This is a genomic window from Mycolicibacterium lacusdiani (assembly GCF_021916785.1).
Classification (GTDB): Bacteria; Actinomycetota; Actinomycetes; order Mycobacteriales; family Mycobacteriaceae; genus Mycobacterium; species Mycobacterium lacusdiani.
Map to the genome: position 1 here is coordinate 25,747 of NZ_JAKCFC010000006.1, position 16,507 is coordinate 42,253.

Here is a 16,507-nt window from a genome sequence, read left to right on the forward strand (position 1 = left end):
GTTGCCTCGCGGCACCGACAAGCCGGGCATCCGCCCAGCTCAGCGACGCTCGGACGCGACGGCGTCGGCGAGTTCCGGCGGGATGTTGGGCACCCTGGCGATGGCGTCGAGCAGCGCGTGGGCGCAGGAGTCGGCGACCCATTCCCCGTCGATCGTGGGGTCGAGCACCCGCTGCCTGCACAGTTCGAACGTGTAGGCCAGCCATCCGTAGACGATGACGCGCAGGTCGCGCTCGAGCTTGGGATCCAATGCGTCGCCGATGGCCTCGGTGATGCGTGCGGAGATGCGGTTGGCCTGGCGGTCGTTGTCGAGGTCGTCGATGCCGCGCAGCACCGGGTCGGACCGGCCCATTCCCACGTAGGCAGCCCATGCGCCGTGCGGGTGGTCGTCGTCGTAGTGGACGTAGGCCAGCACGCCGGCGCGCAACTGGTCGAACAGGCTCTGCCCGGGCTGCGGCGGGGTGTTGGTGGCCTCGAACAGGCGCTCGCCCTCAGCGCGCACGACCGCGGCGAAGAACGCCCGCTTGTCCGGGAAGTAGTGGTACATCAGCGCCCGTGAGACGCCAGCCCGCTCGGCGATCTCGTCGATGCGCACCTCGTCATAGGGGCGCTGCCCGAACACCTCGGCCCCGAGCGCGAGGAGTTCGTTGCGACGGTCACCGGGCGAGAGTCGCCTACGCCCCGGTGCTGCCATGCGCCCCATCCTATTGATGGGCGTGCGTGGAACGGTGCGCGGCATCTAGTGCGGGACGAACTGACGGCCGACGTGCGCTTCGGACAGTTCCCAGAGACGCACGGCGTCGGCCGCATCGCTGGCGGGTTGGTAGACGTCTTGTTCGGCGGGAGCACCTGACGTGTGCTGGAATCCGCTGGGTCCATAGAACTTGCCGCCCTCGGATCGGGGGTGGGTGGCTGCATACAGCGCGGGCAGCAGGCCTTGGTCGACGGTTTGGGCCAGGATGCCCATGCGCGCCAGCGACCGGATGACGCGCACCGAGAGAGTGTCGGCGGCGCGGCCCATGTGGGGTTGGGCGGCGAGGAGGTTGGTGGCGGTAACCCCGGGGTGGGAGACGTTGCTGGTGATTCCCCAGCCGGCGACCTGGCTTCGGCGGTTCAGCTCCAGCCCGAACATCAGGTTGGCGATCTTGGATTGGCTGTAGGCCTTGCCGGAAGAATAGGACTTCTCGAAGTTTGGATCCTCCCAGTTGATGGCGTTCGAGCGTGCCGCGACGCTGGACTGGGTGGTGACGCGGGCGTTGCCGGCGGACAACATCGGTAACAGTCGGGCGGTCAGCGCGAAGTGCCCGAGATGGTTGGTGCCCCATTGCAGTTCGAAGCCGTCACTGGTCGTTTGGCGGGTGGGCGGGTTCATCACCCCGGCGTTGTTGATCAGGATGTGGATCGGTCGGTCCTCGGCGACGAGCATGCCGGCGGCGTCGGCGACGGACTGCAGTGACGACAAGTCCATCTGCCTCGTGCTGATCCGGGCGCCGGGGTGGGCGGCGCGGATGGATTCGACGGCGTGTTGGCCCTTGGCCGGGTTGCGCACCGGCAGAATGACTTCGGCGCCGGCAGCTGCCAGTCGTCCCGCCAGCGCGAGGCCGATGCCGTCGCTACCGCCGGTGACGACGGCCAACTTGCCCGTCAGATCCGGTACTGCCACTTCAGCCTTGCGCGCCATGGTCTTCTCCTCAGATTCGCTGAAACGCTCGCGGTTTCGAGCGTGCCAGGATCATCGGAAGGCATTCAGGGGCCGGCTATCCACTGATCGGCGATCCCCCCATGGCGCTGCACCCGAGGGCGGCTCGATCTCCGTCACCACGGGTAGATGGCACCGGTATCGCCGAGGAACTGAGCGGTCGGCCCGTCGTCGTCGATCATCGCCATCCGCACGGCCACCCTGGCTCCGTCAGCCGGGTCGCCTGCCCCGGGCGTCGGTAGTCCGCCGTTGAGTTCGGTCGCTCGGTAACCCGGGCAGACCGCGTTCACCTTGACGCCTTCGTCGCGCAGTTCATTCGCGTACAGCACGGTCAACGCGTTGAGCGCCGCCTTCGAGGATTGGTAGGCGGCTTGGTTCATCTTCGTCAGTTCGACGTCGGGGTCGGCCATCATGCTGATCGAGCCCATGCCGCTCGACACGTTCACGATGCGCGGGGAGCGCGATCTGCGCAGCAAGGGCAGGAACGCGTTCGTGACGGCGGCAACGCCAAAGACATTGGTCTCGTAGGTCCGTCGGAGGTTTTCGGTGGACATTGCCGACGCTGGCTCGAGCCCGCTGGTGATGGCGGCGTTGTTGACGAGGACGTCGAGTCGGCCATCGGCTTCCTCGACCTGCTTGGCTGCCGTGGCGACCGACGCGGCGTCGGTGACGTCGAGTCGAACGAAGTCGACGTCGAGGTTCTGCTCCCTGAGGAGGTCAGCGGCCGCTTGACCGCGGCGTTCGTCGCGGGCCGCGAGATACACGTGCGCTCCCTGCTGCGCGAGTTGGTTGACGATGTGGTTACCGATCCCCTTGTTCCCGCCGGTGACGAGGACGATATTCGACGTCGTGTTCATACGACCACCATCGTCCGGGCGCCGTCGGACTGCCAGACACGAATTGTGTCTGTCAGCGATCGCGGTCCAGCGGCATACTGGGGTCATGGACCAACGGCCGCTGGCGCGTTTCCTGCGAAGTCGCCGGGCTCTGCTTCGGCCGACCGACGTCGGTGTGGCCGATGTTGGACCGCGTCGGACCGGCGGTTTGAGGCGGGAGGAACTCGCAGCGCTGGCGCACATCTCGGCGTCGTACTACGCCCGCCTGGAGCAGGCCCGTGGCCCCCGCCCATCGGCGGCGGTGATCGGCAGTCTCAGCAATGCGCTGAGATTGAGCGACGAGGAACGAACGCTGCTGTTCACCCTGTCGGGACGCTCACCCGAGCGCGACGATAAAACCCTGCGAAGCGACGTCACGCCAAGTGTTCTCGATCTCATCGACCGCATGCCCGGGACCGCCGCGATCATCCTGAATGCGAAGTTCGACGTACTCGCGTTGAACCCGCTGGCGCACGCGCTCTTCGAGGATTTCTCGGCGCAGGTGAATCCCGAGCGGAACCTCGCGAGAGCCTTCTTCCTGACGGCCGACCCGTCACGTCGCCACTACGGGGTCACCGCAACCGAGGACTTCGCGGAGTTCGCGGTCAGCCAGCTTCGTGCGGCTGCCGAGCGCTACCCCGGTGACCGCGGGTTGGGCGGGCTCATCACTGAATTGCGTTCACGGAGCGTCGAGTTCGAGCGGCTATGGCATGAAGTCGACAACGTGCTACCGCGACACCAGATGAAGTTTTTGAACCACTCCGTGGTCGGGCCGGTCGAATTGCACTGCAACGTGCTGTCCATTCCGGACCGGGATCAGTCGGTCGTGCTCTTCACGGCCGACCCCGGTACGACGTCGCACCGCGCACTGTGTTCGTTGATTGCCATCGGTTCTCATGACTTGGAATCGGCTACATACCAATGACGTTCAGTGGCGGGTGTCCGCTTCTGTGCGCCGCCGCGCTTGACGATATCGCTCAACACTTCGGCCGCGGCCAGTTCGTCGCGTGCAGCGAGGCGATCTAACCCGTTGACTGCGGGATACGTGTAGCGGCCGAGGGTTGCGATGCAGAAAGCGCCGACGATGAGGATGCCCATCAGGACCGGTATGACCGGGTCGTAGGAACCGAACTCGTCGTAGCTCAGCCCGAGGAGGAGCGGACCCAGAGCGCTGCCGAGGATGAATACGGCCTGAACGGGTCCGAAGATGCTGCCGAAGTTACGAGTGCCGAGATAGCGGGTGATCAGGAGCGCGAGCAGGTCGCCCTCGATCCCGAATGCAATGCCTATGAAGGCGACCGCGACCGCCGCGGTGGAGAAGGGCGGGTGCAAGAAGAACATGCCGAGGATGGGCGCCAGGATCACGATCGGACCGACGATGGAGCCATGCACGCGATCGATGACGAATCCGCCGCTGACCCGGCCGACCAGAGAAGCCAGACCGAAGATCACGAGCAACGAGCCGGCCTGGTCGGCGCTCAGGCCACGGTCGGTCATCATCGGCACGAGGTGGACTTGGAGGCCGTACACCACGACGCCAACCATGCTGAGCCCGATGGCGATACCCCAGAACTGGCGAGTGTGGAGCGCCTCCCGGATCGTCGCACCCGGTAGTTCGAGACTGACGTCGCGGTCGCCGACGTGGGCCTTGTTCACCAGCCGCCCACGAACGTGTCGTTCTACTCGCCTGCGTACGAACACTGTGATCATGGTGACCGATACCGACGCTGCCATGACGCCCATGAAGACGTAGGCAAGCCGCCAGCCCACGCTGTCGATGAGTGCACCCGCCAAAAGAGGACCGAGCGCGGCACCGAGCCCAATGATGCCCGTGACCACTCCTACGGCGAGGGCGCGATTGTTGTCGAACCAGCTGACGACGACTCGGGTGGCGGGCACGGTGGTGCCTGCGCCGAAGAACCCGACGAAGAAGCAGGGTATGAAGTAGACAGCCTCGACGGGCGGTACCAAGCCGATCGACGCAAGGGACAACGAGAAGAGCAAGAACGCCGGTACGAGAACGAAGCGCGCGGCATAGCGATCGACGAGCCGCGAGACGATGACTAGTCCGACGACCATCCCGACGGCCGCCACCGAGAACGAACCGGTAATCGTCGTGCGCCCGAAGCCGGTGTCTTGCGCGATCGGCGCGACGAATACGCCGATCGTGGCGAGATACATCTGAGGCCCTACGGCAGCGGCCGTGCCCGCGCCGAACACCACACCCCACGGGCTTCGCGTCCAGGCAGGCTCGGCGGCTCGCAGATGGGCACGTGGCATGGGTTGTGCTCCTTGTGTTCTCACGATTGGCGCCCCGCGGACGAGAGCGGCGGTGGCCCCCATCCTCGGCGGCGGGCACGGGTCCATCCACGACCTATCAATCACAGGCTGACCAGACCACCGCAGGGGTCGTAAGGGGGGATTGGTAGACCGTGACTACTTCGGCCAACAACCGGTAGAAACGACGGAGTGCTCTGACATGGAAGGTGAGCAGCGTGATCGATCGAACCGGGCTCGCGGGATTCCTCCGCAACAGGCGTGAGGCGTTGCAGCCCGAAGACGTCGGCCTGCCACGCGGGCAGCGGCGACGGACCAGCGGGCTGCGACGCGAGGAAGTCGCTTCGCTTTGCAACATGTCCAGCGATTACTACTCCCGGCTGGAACGCGAGCGTGGCCCGCAGCCGTCACAACAGATGCTGGCGTCGATCGCCCAGGGATTGCATCTGTCGGTCGACGAACGCGACCACCTGTTCCGCCTTGCGGGGCACAACCCGCCGGTACGGGGAACGTCGAGCGAACACATCAGCCCGGGCATGTTGCGCATCCTCGATCGGCTCGAAGACACTCCCGCGGAGATCGTCACCGAACTCGGCGAGACGCTGCGGCAGACGGCGATGGGTGTCGCACTCAACGGCGACACCACCCGATACACCGGACCCTCCCGCAGTAGCGGCTACCGATGGTTCACCGACCCGGCGGCGCGGGCGAGGTATGCACCCGAGGAGCATCCGTTCATGTCTCGGATGTACGCCTCGGGATTGCGCGAGTTCGTAACGCTCCGCGGGCCGAGTTCGCGAGCCGCGCAGCTCGCCAACCTGCTCCTGGAGAGCAACGAGGAGTTCCGTCGCCTGTGGGGGGACCACGAGATCGGTATACGACCGCACGACGTCAAGCACTTCGTCCACCCCGAGGTCGGCGCTTTGGAGTTGAACTGCCAACGGCTCATCGACCCCGCCCAGGGTCACTCCCTGATGGTGTACACGGCGACTCCGGGGAGCGAGAGCTACGAGAAGCTGGAGGTCTTGAGAGTCATTGGGGCACAGTCGCTCTGATGCCGAAGAGGTCCAGATCACCCCTGCACGGTTGGCCGGATGGACATTTCGCCGATCTCGACCTCCCAAGGTTGGTCGACGGCGAACTCGATCGCCCGTGCGACCGCGTCGGGGTCGAGTGCGAACGCCTCCATGCCGCGGCCGATCTCGTCGCGTATGGCGGGGTCGGTGATGGAGTCGCCGAACTCGGTGCGCACGTAGCCCGGCGAGATCGCCGTGGTCTTCAGCGTCCCGTCGGTGGACTCCTGACGCAGCCCCTCCAGGACGGTGCGGACGGCGTTCTTGGTGGCGCCGTACACCGCCATCGTGGGCACGATCTTCAGTCCGGCGGTGGAGACGATGGTGACGAAGTGACCGCGACGCTGTGCTTCGAAGATGGGCAGCGCGGCGTCGATGCCGTGCAGGACGCCGCGTAGGTTCACGTCGATCATCGCGTCCCAGTCCGTTCGGCGACGAGCCGACATCGGTGAGATCGGCCCGATGCCTGCGTTGCTCACCAGCACGTCGAGCCGGCCGTACGCTGCAACGGCGGTTTCGACGAGCCGCTCCAGGTCCTCGGCGCGGGTGACGTCCACCGTGACTCCAATTGCCCGACCCCCGGCCGCCCCGATCTCCGCCGCAAGGGCGTCGAGGCGGTCGGCGCGGCGGGCCCCGAGTACGACGGCGGCCCCCCGGGTTGCCAGCCGCCGTGCGGTCGCGGCGCCGATGCCGCTGCTGGCGCCGGTTATCGCCACCACCTTGTCGTCGAGTGGACCCATGACTAACCTCCAGAAGCGATGCGGACGACTTGTCCGCTTCATCAAAGCGGACAAAATGTCCGTTTGCAAGTCGGCTAGTGGGTCGAACGTCGGGGGAGGGCATGGCGGAACGGAGCGACGCGGCTCGCAATCGAGCGTTGATCATCGAGGCCGCACGGGAACTCATCACCGAGCCGGGCGAACTCAAGCTCAGTGCGGTCGCCAAGCGGGCGGGGCTGGGGCAGGGCACCCTCTACCGTCACTTCGCCACCCGCGAGGACTTGGTGCGCGCCCTCTACGACCGCGAAATCGACGAACTCGTCGCCCTGGCCGACACGCTGCTCGACGAGCACTCGCCCGACGAGGCACTCAAGCGGTGGTTCACCCAGCTGGCGGCATACGCGCGGGTGAAGTTCGGGGTCATCGCCGCCGTCGAGGCCTCGGCGTGGCAGGACATCGGGGCGCAGACTCCTGGCAAGCTCGGCGAGGCGCTCACCGCGCTGCTTGCCGCGGGCCGCGCGGACGGCGTACTGCGCGACGACGTCGACTCGCGCGACGTGATCCTGCTGTCCTGGTTCCTCGCCCACGTGGAGGAGGAGGAGTGGGCAGACCGGACCCCGCGCCTGCTGGCCGTCCTGCTCGACGGCTTGACGACCCGTTAGAACTGACTGCCTCCGCCATCCACGTAGACCTCGGAACCGGTCATGAACGAGCTGCCGTCGGAGGCGAGGAAGGTGACCACGCTGCCGATCTCCTCCGGGCGTGCCCGGCGCTTCATCGGTATCGACGAAGTGAGGTCCGCGAGGCCGGCGTCCGAGCCTGCGAAGAGATCGATCAGCCCCGGCGTCTCCGTCACCCCCGGGGCGACGACGTTCACGCGAATCCCTCGGTCGACGAGTTCGGCGGCCCAGCTCCGGGCCAGGGACCGGATCGCGGTCTTGGACGCGGCGTAGACACTCATGCCGGGAGATGCCTTCACGTCGCCGCTGGAACCGCACAGGATCACCGACGAGCCTTCGTTGAGCAGCGGGAGAGCGGTCTGCACGGTGAAGATGATGCCGCCAACGTTGGTGTTGAACGTGTTGGTGTAGTGCTCCCAGGTGAGACCCCCCAGTGCTGCGACCTCGCCGACACCCGCATTGGCGAAGAGGATGTCGAGCCGGCGTCCCGTGGCTTCGATGGTCGACGCGACGCGGTCGAGATCCGACTGCTCGGTCACGTCGGCACGAATGAAGCTGGCGCGGTCGGCTCCGATCCCGGTGACGGCGTCTTCGAGGGCGTCTTGGCGGCGACCCACCAGGAAGACGTAGGCCCCCTCCCGTGCGAGAGCGCGTGCCCCGGCCAGGCCGATTCCCGACGTAGCTCCGGTGACGAGTGCGGTCTTGCCTGCGAGGTTCGACACGTGTTCTCCTAATTTTGTACCGATCGGTTGGATGTCCACGCTAGCAGATTTGTACCGTTCGGTAGAATTGGAGAGTCGTTGTCGCCGAGGGGACTAGGATCACGTGCATGAGCGCAGAGCGACGGGCCGCCGGAGGCCGGCCGCGCGCGTTCGACGAGGATCACGCGCTCGATGGAGCGATCGACGTGTTCTGGCGTCTCGGATACGAGGGCGCGTCACTGACCGAACTGACGCGGGCCATGGGCATCAACAAGCCGAGTATGTACGCCGTCTTCGGTAGTAAGGAAGAGCTCTTCGTCCGTGCGCTGGAGCGTTATGGCCTGTTGTATCGAGTACGCCTCGATGCGGTGCTGGCCAAGTCCACCACGTACGAGGTCCTCGAATCGTATCTGCGGTCGGTGGCGGAGTCGGCTACCCGGGGGAGCGTGGCGGGATGCCTGTCCATCCAAGGTGGGCTATCGTGCGCGCCAGACAACGCGCGCATTCCGCTGCTTCTTGCCGAGTATCGTCAGGGCCTTGAAGATGCTGTGGCGAAGGCACTCTCGCAGACGGTCGACGCCACCCAGCCCGGTGTCAACACCGCAGCCCTGGCGGGTTACGCCGTGACGGTCGGACAGGGGATCGCCGTGCATGCCGCCGCGGGAGTGGACTCGGCGAGGCTGGACGCCGTGGTCGACGTGGCACTGGCGGGGCTCGCGAGTCACCTTGTCGCCAAGGAGCCTGGGGACGGGTCTACCTCGAGCCCGAAGCGGGTTCGTGGCCGCAAGACCGCGCCGCGGAATCGATGAGCAGCCAATCCGGTTGCACATCAGATGCCCCAACGGAGCCCGAACGTGACGACCCGAGCCATCCAGATCCCCCGCGGCACATTCGCCCTCGCGGCGAACCTGCACCTGCCCAACGACTTCGACGAATCGCGGTCGTACCCGGCGGTCGTGCTGTCGACACCCGGTAGCAGCGTCAAGGAGCAGATCGGGGCGAACTACGCCTCCCGGCTGGCCGCGCACGGCATCGTTGCGGTGGCGTTCGATCCGGCCCACCAGGGTGAGAGTGGGGGTGCTGACAGGGATCTCGAGGACCCGTATGAGCGCAGTGAGGACATCTCATACGTCATCGACGCCCTGGACGTCATGCCGGGCGTCGATGCCGATCGCATAGGCGTGCTCGGGATCTGCGCCGGTGGCGGCTACGCCGTGCACACCGCCCGGACCGATCACCGCATTCGTGCGGTGGGCACCGTGGTGCCCGTCAACATCGGCGACGCGTGGCGCTCGGCGGGGTTCCACCCCGACGGACCCGCCGTAGCCCTCGACGACATGGCGACGGTACGGACCCGCGAGGCCCAGGCCGGAGAATCGGGTCGCGTCCCGTGGCTTCCCGACACGCTCGAGGACGCAGCAGCGGCCGGGATCAGTGACATCGACAACGTCCAGGCAATCACCTACTACCGGACTCCCCGTGGGGCGCACCCACGTTCGACGAACCGCCGGCTCGTGCGCAGTGACGCGCTATTGATGGGTTACGACGCCTTCCACCTCGTCGATCAGCTAGTGACCCAGCCGCTACAGGTCGTCCTCGCGGGGCGTGAGGGGGTCACCGGGTCGTACCAGGCGGGCCTGACCCTGTGGCAGATGGCGCCCAATCCAGTCGACCTGATGGTCCTGGAGGGCGCCGGCCACTACGAGATGTACGACGTCCCCGAGTACGTCGACCGAGCCGTCGACCGCCTGGCCGGTTTCTTCGGCGAGCACCTCGCCGCCCGATGACCCGCGGGGTTGGTCAGCGATCCCTGGCGAACAGTTGATTCAGTTCGTCAAAGCTCGCCGCGTCGCCGAGGCCCATGAACGAGCCCGTGTCGGCCACCTCGCGCGCAGTCCGCAGGAACGCACCCCATGCCACCCTGGTGAGCGCAGAGCCCAGACTGATCCGCCGCACGCCCAGCTCTTCGAGGTCGCTGACCCGCAGACCGGTATCCGATCCCATCAGAACGTTGACCGGATGCGGGCGCAGCGCATCGACCAACTCGGCGATGTCACTTCGCGATCGGACACCGGGTGCGTACAGCACGTCGGCGCCGGCATCGGCGAATGCCTGCAGTCGCGTGATGGCTTCGCGCAGTGGGTCCGGATGTCCGTAGAGGAAGCACTCTGCACGGCCCGTCAGCAGGACGTGCGGATTCGACGCGTCGATGGCGGCTCGTGCGACGCGCACCCGCTCCGTCGCGACCTCCAGCGCATACACGGGATCATCGCCGTGGCCATGCACGTCTTCGATGGAGAGCCCGGCCACACCGGTCTCGACGCATCGCCTGACGTTTGGCGGCTAGCCCATCGAGGTCCTCGGCGTAGCCGGACTGGAAGTCGGCGTTCACGGGAAGCGGTGTCGCCTCGACGATCGCTGCGACGTTGGCCAGTACGTCGTCGACGCCGAGCGCCGTCAGGTCGTCGGGAAGTCCCCGTGCGAAGGCCGCCCCGGCGCTGGTCGTCGCCAATGCTGGGAAACCGATGCCGGCCAACGCAATCGCCGTCCCGGCATCCCAGGGGTTCGGGATCACGAAGCAGCCCTGCTCGTGCAACCGGCCGAAGGGTGTCGCGCTCTTGCCGGTGTGCGGTTCGTCGGTCACGAGCCTCATTCAACGGCTCAGTGCCTACTTAGATCAAGGGATTAGAAGCGGGCACTTAGAGGTAGGCGTCGTCGTCGACGGCTTGACGGACGATGGCCAGCGTCTCGCGAAGGGTGTCGAGGTCGGTGGATCCCAGCGCCAGCCGGATGGCCTGCGGCTGGTGCGTCGAGGTGGTGAAGGGTTCGGCCGTGGACACCGAGATGTTCTGTTCTGCAAGGGCGGCCACCAGGCGGTCTGCCCGCGACTCTTCGGCGAGCGGGAGCCAGAGGAAGTACGACGACCTGTGGCCGACATGTGCTAGCCCGGCCATGGCTTCGAGGGCGAGAGACTGCCGCTCGCGGGCGTCGAGTCGCTTCTCCCGCTCGAGCCGGGTGACGACACCGTCGTCCAGCCACCGGCAGGCGATCGCAGTGGTGATGGCCGGGGTGTTCCAGGTGGTGGCGCGGATCGCGCGTTCGATCGCCGGAACGAGTGTCGGTGGTGCTGCGATGAACCCGACGCGCAGGCCGGTCGCCACGTTCTTCGACAGTCCCGACACGTAGACGGTGATGTCCGGCGCAAGCGCGGCGAGCGGTGGCGGTGGCTTCTCGACGAGGTAGGCGTACGCCGCATCTTCGATGATCAGGAGTCCGAATCTGCGCGCCGTGTCGACCAGCCGGGCACGCGCGGCGGCGTCCATCACCCATCCGAGCGGATTGTGCAGAGTCGGCATGGTGTACACGGCGGTGATGTGCCGCTGCGCGCAAAGCCGTTCGAGGGCATCGAGATCCGGCCCGCCCGGGGTTATCGGCAGCGGAGCGAGTTCGAACCGCAGTGATTCGGCGAGCACCTTGAACCCGGGGTAGGTGAGGGCGTCCACCGCGACGACGTCCCCCGGTTGCAACAGTGCCAGCGCGCTCACGGCCAGGCCGTGCTGCGCGCCGGAGACCAGGAGAACTTCGTCGGCGCCGACGCGGAGGCCGCGTCGACGCAGATGCCGGGCGACGGTGGCCCTCTCGTGGGGACGGCCGCCGTGGGGCTGGTAGCGCAGCAGCGACTCTAGGTCGCCCGACGTGGCGAGGTCCCGCAGTGCGTGCCGCAGCAGGTCGGCTTGGCCGGGCAGTGCCGGATAGTTGAAGTTGAGGTCGATGGCGTCGGCTGCCACGGCGTGCTGGTCGATGCCGTGTCCGGCGGGCAGCGCGAGGTCGCGGACGAAGGTACCGCGGCCCTGCTCGCCACTGACCAGGCCCATCGATCCCAACTCGGCGTAGACGCGGGTCGCGGTGGCCACGGCGATGCCCTCGCGAACTGCCAGTTGTCGGTGCGTGGGCAGCCTCGTTCCGGCCGGCATTCGTCCCGTGCGAATGTCGGCCGCCAGCGCGTCGACCACGCGCTTGTACCTGGCCACGGCCATGGGGCCGATTGTATGCAGGACAATTCTTTGACCGTCCTGCGTGGTCGTCCATACGGTGATCGGCACAGGCGAAAGGACTGACCGTGCACATCGCGATCCTCACCTTCGAGGGCTACAACGAACTCGACTCACTGATCGCCCTCGGCGTGCTCAACCGCGTGCAGCGAGACGACTGGCGCGTCACCATCGCGACCCCGTCGCCGCGAGTGCGGTCGATGAACGGCGTGGTCGTCGAACGGATGGCCGATTTAGACGAAGCGTGCGACGCCGACGCCGTCATCGTGGGCAGCGGCATCGCCACCCGTGACGTCGTCGAAGACCGCACCATCATGAACACGCTGCGACGTTTGGACGCGTCTCGCCAGCTCATCGCCGGACAGTGTTCTGGTGCGCTGGTCTTGGCGAAACTCGATCTGCTCCAAGATGTCCCAGCGTGTACGGATCTGACGACCAAGCCGTGGGTCGTCGCCGCGGGCGTCGAGGTGCTCAATCAGCCCTTCTTCGCCAGAGGGAACGTCGCGACCGCAGGCGGCTGCCTGGCCTCCCACTATCTGGCTGCGTGGATCATCGCCCGTCTCGCGGGTAGGGACGCAGCCAACGACGCGCTGCACTACTTCGCACCCGTCGGAGAGAAGGACGAGTACGTCGAGCGCGCGTGGCGCAACATCGCGAATTACCTGCCGGCCGTGCACGTCTGAGTGCTCGCGGGTCAACCCCTGGGCAACGGAAGATGCATGACGTGCAGTCCCACCATCCCGTGGGTACGTGACCGGAACGCGCCAGGCACGGTGCCCACGATGGTGAAGCCGAGGGACTGCCACAGGGCGACCGCCCGGTGATTCGTCTCGACGACGGCGTTGAATTGGATGGCGGCGAAGCCGTTGCGCTCGTGCCAGTCGATGACCCACTCGGCCATGGCGCGCCCGACGCCGCGGGTGCCCGCCCGCGGGTCCACCATGAAGCTCGCCGTCCCGACATGGCTGCCGCGCCCCGGTCGGTTCGGCCCCATCTTCGCGGTGCCGACGATGCCTCCGTGGTCGTCGACGGCGACGATTGCGTGCGCGGGAGGCGGTTCCAGCCACAACCGCTCGACGTCGTCGTCGGACAGGGGTTCGGGGCATGCGTAACTCTCGCCGTCGGCCACGATCAGGCGGAAGAACTCGGCGATCTCGGGAATGTCGGGCCGTTCGGCGGTACGGATCTGCACTAGCGACCTCCAAGACGTGAGCTGATCACCGTGGTCGCCGTCCCATCTTTCCCACTGTCAGTGCGTCGCGAAGCACGTCGGCGACGGTGACCTCCCCGAGTCGTGCCTCGACGGCGTCGGCGAGTTCGCGATCCAGCGCGGCCAATGCTCGGTTTACGCCGAGGCCGGTGGGGCACCGAGGGTTTGGGCCGTGCAGCCCCAGCACCGGGTCGTCGCCCTGGACTAGTCGCCAGACCTCGGCGAGGGTCATCGTCTCCGCCGCCCGGCTGAGCACCCAGCCCCCACGGGCGCCAGGTGTGGAAGCCACGAGGCCCGATTCCCGTAAGGGGGTGAGCACCCGACGCACATAGACGGGGCTGGCGTTGACGCTCGCGGCGAGTTCGTCGGAGCTGACCGGGCCTGGAACGTCGGTGCCTGCCAAGTAGGTCAGAACGTGGACCGCCACGGCGAACTGCGTATTGGTCGGTGTTGCCACCATTCAAGCTTGCCATATCGCAACCGACATGACTACAGTTCGGGTCGATATTCGCAATCAGCGTGATTGCGAATCAAGGAGGTAGTCACGTGTTGATCCGGCAGAGGTCGTGCTGATGAGCCGGACGGTTGAATCGCTGTCCAGCTTCACCGCTCGTGGAAGCCGGGGTGCGTCACGGCGTCTACACGTCGGTCCCGAATCCCCTGCCAGCCAACCCCGCCCTCGCCGCACCGGACCACCTCGCGAGGGCTACCTTGCCGACGTCACCACGGCCGTGCGCGACCTGACCGGGCGACGGCCGACATCACTCGAAGAACTCGCGCTGCCGGTCGCCCCGTGAGGGTCAGACGCCTCGGCTGGGCCGGCATCGAGGTCATCAGTCACCGGGGGCCTTCGCTCGTGGTGGACTTCGTGCGGGACTTCTCCCTCCTGCGTGTCACCCAGCCGGATGGCGCCTTCGCCGAGCCGGAGGGTACTGCGCTTGCGGCTCTGGTCACCCACCTGCACGAAGACCACACCGACGTCGCCGCGATCCAATCGGTCGTAGGCGATACGGGTTTGGTGCTGCGTCCCGCACCGTTCGTCGCCGCATCCGACGAAGCCGTGTTCACCGACGGTGCGGAGACCGATCTCGAGACCAGCGCGCTGAACGTGCGAATCGTCGACGAATGGCGTCGGATTCAGTTGCCGCCGTTCACCATTACGGCGGTTCCGGCGGTCGATGGCCTCGGCGACCCGCAACTCAATTGGGTCATCGAGGCGGACGGTCAGCGCGTGTTCCACGGCGGAGACACCATCTTCCACGGCTACTGGTGGCTCATCGCCAAGCGAGCCGGGCCCATCGACCTCGCCGTGCTGCCGATCAACGGAGCAGTCGTGAACGTGCCGCACCTGCAACCGTCTAGCCCACTGCCCGCGGTGATGACACCGGAGCAGGCCGCGCAAGCCGCACTGATACTGGGTTCGAGGGCGGTCCTGCCCATGCACTTCGGAGTCCACCAGCCGCCGGTCTACGTCGAGGCGGCCGACGCGGTCGCGAGGTTGGCCGATGCAGGCCGGCAGTTCTCGTTCCGGGTGGTGAACCTCGAACCGGGGGATGGTTACGACATTCCGCCCGCACGCTGACCCACATCTAGCCGGCCGACCTGCCGGACGCTCAGAAGTTGGTCGCAATAGCGCGTTCGCGCCACGGGGCCAGTTCGGCCGCGTCGTCGGCAACCCGCTGCGCGGTGGCTGCGACGGCGTCGGGCCCGATGGGCAGCCTGGTGGGCGGGGAGCCCGCGGTCACGACGTCGTAGACCAGCGCGGCCAGCTTGTCCGGATCGCCCTCCTGTGTCTGATCCATCGGCCCGATCTGCTCGAGTTGGCGGTGCGCGGGCGTGCCTGCGTAGTCGTCGATCGAACCGTGGTTCGCTGCCACCCACACGGTCGAGGGATCGAGGAAGTTCGTCCTGAAGGCGCCGGGCTCGATCGCCATGACGGAGATGCCGAGCGGGGCGAGGTCCTGGCGCAACCCCGCAGTCAGCCCCTCGACCGCGAACTTCGACGCGTTGTACATCGACGACGAGGGGAAACCGATGACACCACCCATCGAGCTGAGGTTGACGATGGTGCCCGACCGCTGCGCCCGCAGCGTGGGAAGTGCTGCGCGGATGACGTCGATGGTGCCGAAGACGTTGAGGTCGAACTGATTCCGAACCTGCTCGTCCGTCATCTCCTCCAGCGCGCCCATCAGTGGCCTGCCCGCGTTGTTCACGATCACGTCGATGCGGCCGAACCGTTCCACCGTCGCGTCGACGGCGGCGCGCACCTGGTCGGGCGACGTCACGTCGAGCGGTAGGGCGAGCAGTCGGCCGCCGTCGCCGAGCGCGTCGGTGACGGCCTGCGCATTGCGCGCGGTCGCCGCGACGTCGTCGCCGTGCGCGAGCGCGTGGCGCGCGATTGCCGCGCCCAGGCCCTTCGACGATCCGGTGATGAACCAGGTGCCCATGTCGTTCTCCCTATGTTAGTGGCCTCTTACATCTCAATGTAAGAGGTTTCTCACTTCCGGTCAACCAGTGCCCGTGAGGTGCTAAGAACTAGGGATGGCGCGCACCGGGTACCACCACGGCGACCTGCGCGCCGCGTTGATCGCCGCCGGACGCGAGATGGTGGCCGAACACGGGATCGCCGCACTGTCCGTCGCGGACGCCGCCAAGCGGACCGGCGTGAGCGCCGCCGCGCCCTACCGGCACTTCCCGAATCGCCGAGCATTTCTCGCTGCGGTCGCGACGGCGGCGGCACGCGAGTTCGACGACCAGGTGCGTGCGGCGATTCCGCCGCGTCCCGACGGCGACCCGGGCGAATGGGCGATCGAGGCAATGGCCGCGACCGCGGGGGCCTACGTGCGATTCGTGGCGCGCACGCGCATCGGGTGGGACGTCATCTACGGCACCGACGTGGGTGACGCCGGCGACGAGGAACGCCTCGACGTGGCGCGCTCGCTCAACGATGCGTTCCTGGCACCGGCGCTGGCCGTCACCGGCGGGGACGTCCGTCGGGCCTTGCGCCTGCTCGAACACGAGGTCGCCGCTGCGCACGGGTACGCCAGCCTCTTCGTCGCGGGCCTGTTCGACCGCAGGTATCCCGAAATCGACCGCGCAGCAACGCAAGCCGCGGCCATCACGCGAACGCTGGCACTGGCCGCCCGGGCGGATGCCGCGACCACGTGACCGGGGCGCCGAGCCCGGCCAGATCGGATCGCGGCACTCGCACCATCGGACGGG

20 protein-coding genes are annotated in these 16,507 nt (G+C 67.1%); 8 read left to right on the forward strand and 12 right to left on the reverse strand.

All coding sequences use genetic code 11. From position 1 onward, the window contains the following. Positions 1-39: 39 nt before the first annotated feature. The 3 genes from LOK44_RS18480 to LOK44_RS18490 all read right to left on the reverse strand — a co-directional run bounded on the left by LOK44_RS18480 (position 40) and on the right by LOK44_RS18490 (position 2,555). Positions 40-693, reverse strand: coding sequence for a TetR/AcrR family transcriptional regulator (locus tag LOK44_RS18480; RefSeq protein WP_237571572.1), 654 nt, complete (start codon positions 691-693; stop codon positions 40-42). Between the two features lie 45 nt (positions 694-738). Continuing rightward, complete coding sequence (locus LOK44_RS18485) at positions 739-1,680, reverse strand: SDR family oxidoreductase (protein ID WP_237571573.1); 942 nt, start codon at positions 1,678-1,680, stop codon at positions 739-741. A 134-nt stretch (positions 1,681-1,814) separates the two neighbouring features. Continuing rightward, the gene (locus tag LOK44_RS18490) at positions 1,815-2,555 is read right to left on the reverse strand and encodes an SDR family oxidoreductase (RefSeq protein WP_237571574.1); all 741 of its coding nucleotides are present in this window, start codon (positions 2,553-2,555) and stop codon (positions 1,815-1,817) included. A gap of 85 nt (positions 2,556-2,640) precedes the next feature. Between LOK44_RS18490 and LOK44_RS18495 the strand changes: the two genes are divergently transcribed. Beyond that, positions 2,641-3,498 carry a helix-turn-helix transcriptional regulator gene (locus LOK44_RS18495; protein ID WP_237571575.1) on the forward strand — a complete coding sequence of 286 codons (858 nt, stop codon included), beginning with the start codon at positions 2,641-2,643 and terminating at the stop codon, positions 3,496-3,498. Here the strand turns inward: LOK44_RS18495 and LOK44_RS18500 are convergent. Beyond that, on the reverse strand, positions 3,468-4,853 hold the full coding sequence (locus LOK44_RS18500; protein WP_237571576.1) for an MFS transporter: 1,386 nt from the start codon (positions 4,851-4,853) through the stop codon (positions 3,468-3,470). The genes LOK44_RS18495 and LOK44_RS18500 overlap by 31 nt on opposite strands. A gap of 215 nt (positions 4,854-5,068) precedes the next feature. On the opposite strand from LOK44_RS18500, the gene LOK44_RS18505 reads away from it, so the two are divergent. Next, positions 5,069-5,905 (forward strand): helix-turn-helix transcriptional regulator, encoded by an 837-nt coding sequence (locus LOK44_RS18505; RefSeq protein ID WP_237571577.1) that lies wholly within the window; start codon positions 5,069-5,071, stop codon positions 5,903-5,905. Positions 5,906-5,922: 17 nt separating this feature from the next. On the opposite strand, the gene LOK44_RS18510 is transcribed toward LOK44_RS18505, so the two are convergent. Next, positions 5,923-6,663 (reverse strand): SDR family oxidoreductase, encoded by a 741-nt coding sequence (locus tag LOK44_RS18510; RefSeq protein ID WP_237571578.1) that lies wholly within the window; start codon positions 6,661-6,663, stop codon positions 5,923-5,925. A gap of 101 nt (positions 6,664-6,764) precedes the next feature. Here LOK44_RS18510 and LOK44_RS18515 point away from each other — a divergent pair, with 101 nt between their 5' ends. Further along, positions 6,765-7,304: a TetR/AcrR family transcriptional regulator gene (locus tag LOK44_RS18515; RefSeq protein ID WP_237571579.1), complete on the forward strand. Its 540-nt coding sequence runs from the start codon at positions 6,765-6,767 to the stop codon at positions 7,302-7,304. Here LOK44_RS18515 and LOK44_RS18520 read toward each other — a convergent pair. Next, the gene (locus tag LOK44_RS18520; protein ID WP_237571580.1) at positions 7,301-8,044 is read right to left on the reverse strand and encodes an SDR family NAD(P)-dependent oxidoreductase; all 744 of its coding nucleotides are present in this window, start codon (positions 8,042-8,044) and stop codon (positions 7,301-7,303) included. The genes LOK44_RS18515 and LOK44_RS18520 overlap by 4 nt on opposite strands. 107 nt (positions 8,045-8,151) lie before the next feature. Between LOK44_RS18520 and LOK44_RS18525 the strand changes: the two genes are divergently transcribed. Next, positions 8,152-8,832, forward strand: coding sequence for a TetR/AcrR family transcriptional regulator (locus LOK44_RS18525; protein ID WP_237571581.1), 681 nt, complete (start codon positions 8,152-8,154; stop codon positions 8,830-8,832). Between the two features lie 45 nt (positions 8,833-8,877). After that, entirely contained in the window at positions 8,878-9,810 is a 933-nt protein-coding gene (locus LOK44_RS18530) for an alpha/beta hydrolase (RefSeq protein WP_237571582.1), read from the forward strand. Between the two features lie 13 nt (positions 9,811-9,823). Here the strand turns inward: LOK44_RS18530 and LOK44_RS29795 are convergent, their stop codons facing one another. The 3 genes from LOK44_RS29795 to LOK44_RS18540 are packed head-to-tail and all read right to left on the reverse strand — an operon-like array spanning position 9,824 to position 12,060. After that, positions 9,824-10,333 carry an isocitrate lyase/phosphoenolpyruvate mutase family protein gene (locus LOK44_RS29795; protein WP_308192764.1) on the reverse strand — a complete coding sequence of 170 codons (510 nt, stop codon included), beginning with the start codon at positions 10,331-10,333 and terminating at the stop codon, positions 9,824-9,826. Continuing rightward, a complete protein-coding gene (locus tag LOK44_RS29800; RefSeq protein WP_308192765.1) occupies positions 10,290-10,667 on the reverse strand; it encodes an isocitrate lyase/phosphoenolpyruvate mutase family protein in 378 nt (125 codons plus the stop codon). The genes LOK44_RS29795 and LOK44_RS29800 overlap by 44 nt, the downstream gene beginning before the upstream one ends. Before the next feature lie 55 nt (positions 10,668-10,722). After that, positions 10,723-12,060 carry an aminotransferase-like domain-containing protein gene (locus tag LOK44_RS18540; RefSeq protein WP_237571583.1) on the reverse strand — a complete coding sequence of 446 codons (1,338 nt, stop codon included), beginning with the start codon at positions 12,058-12,060 and terminating at the stop codon, positions 10,723-10,725. 83 nt (positions 12,061-12,143) lie between these two features. Between LOK44_RS18540 and LOK44_RS18545 the strand changes: the two genes are divergently transcribed. Further along, entirely contained in the window at positions 12,144-12,758 is a 615-nt protein-coding gene (locus LOK44_RS18545; RefSeq protein WP_237571584.1) for a DJ-1/PfpI family protein, read from the forward strand. A gap of 11 nt (positions 12,759-12,769) precedes the next feature. Here the strand turns inward: LOK44_RS18545 and LOK44_RS18550 are convergent, their stop codons facing one another. Then, the gene (locus tag LOK44_RS18550) at positions 12,770-13,267 is read right to left on the reverse strand and encodes a GNAT family N-acetyltransferase (protein WP_237571585.1); all 498 of its coding nucleotides are present in this window, start codon (positions 13,265-13,267) and stop codon (positions 12,770-12,772) included. A 25-nt stretch (positions 13,268-13,292) separates the two neighbouring features. Continuing rightward, on the reverse strand, positions 13,293-13,742 hold the full coding sequence (locus tag LOK44_RS18555) for an Rrf2 family transcriptional regulator (protein ID WP_237571586.1): 450 nt from the start codon (positions 13,740-13,742) through the stop codon (positions 13,293-13,295). 336 nt (positions 13,743-14,078) lie between these two features. Here LOK44_RS18555 and LOK44_RS18560 point away from each other — a divergent pair, with 336 nt between their 5' ends. Then, positions 14,079-14,867 (forward strand): MBL fold metallo-hydrolase, encoded by a 789-nt coding sequence (locus tag LOK44_RS18560; RefSeq protein WP_237571587.1) that lies wholly within the window; start codon positions 14,079-14,081, stop codon positions 14,865-14,867. A gap of 31 nt (positions 14,868-14,898) precedes the next feature. Here the strand turns inward: LOK44_RS18560 and LOK44_RS18565 are convergent, their stop codons facing one another. Then, entirely contained in the window at positions 14,899-15,732 is an 834-nt protein-coding gene (locus LOK44_RS18565) for an SDR family oxidoreductase (protein ID WP_237571588.1), read from the reverse strand. 94 nt (positions 15,733-15,826) lie between these two features. Here LOK44_RS18565 and LOK44_RS18570 point away from each other — a divergent pair, with 94 nt between their 5' ends. Then, the gene (locus LOK44_RS18570) at positions 15,827-16,453 is read left to right on the forward strand and encodes a TetR/AcrR family transcriptional regulator (protein WP_237571589.1); all 627 of its coding nucleotides are present in this window, start codon (positions 15,827-15,829) and stop codon (positions 16,451-16,453) included. The last annotated feature ends 54 nt before the right edge of the window (positions 16,454-16,507 follow it).

Bases quoted from the DNA above. Each gene is read 5' to 3' on its own strand.
- LOK44_RS18510 (WP_237571578.1), bottom strand. From the start codon at position 6,663: ATGGGTCCACTCGACGACAAGGTGGTGGCGATAACCGGCGCCAGCAGC.
- LOK44_RS18500 (WP_237571576.1), bottom strand. From the start codon at position 4,853: ATGCCACGTGCCCATCTGCGAGCCGCCGAGCCTGCCTGGACGCGAAGC.
- LOK44_RS18515 (WP_237571579.1), top strand. From the start codon at position 6,765: ATGGCGGAACGGAGCGACGCGGCTCGCAATCGAGCGTTGATCATCGAG.
- LOK44_RS18485 (WP_237571573.1), bottom strand. From the start codon at position 1,680: ATGGCGCGCAAGGCTGAAGTGGCAGTACCGGATCTGACGGGCAAGTTG.
- LOK44_RS18480 (WP_237571572.1), bottom strand. From the start codon at position 693: ATGGCAGCACCGGGGCGTAGGCGACTCTCGCCCGGTGACCGTCGCAAC.
- LOK44_RS18490 (WP_237571574.1), bottom strand. From the start codon at position 2,555: ATGAACACGACGTCGAATATCGTCCTCGTCACCGGCGGGAACAAGGGG.
- LOK44_RS18565 (WP_237571588.1), bottom strand. From the start codon at position 15,732: ATGGGCACCTGGTTCATCACCGGATCGTCGAAGGGCCTGGGCGCGGCA.
- LOK44_RS18570 (WP_237571589.1), top strand. From the start codon at position 15,827: ATGGCGCGCACCGGGTACCACCACGGCGACCTGCGCGCCGCGTTGATC.
- LOK44_RS18540 (WP_237571583.1), bottom strand. From the start codon at position 12,060: ATGGCCGTGGCCAGGTACAAGCGCGTGGTCGACGCGCTGGCGGCCGAC.
- LOK44_RS18495 (WP_237571575.1), top strand. From the start codon at position 2,641: ATGGACCAACGGCCGCTGGCGCGTTTCCTGCGAAGTCGCCGGGCTCTG.
- LOK44_RS18525 (WP_237571581.1), top strand. From the start codon at position 8,152: ATGAGCGCAGAGCGACGGGCCGCCGGAGGCCGGCCGCGCGCGTTCGAC.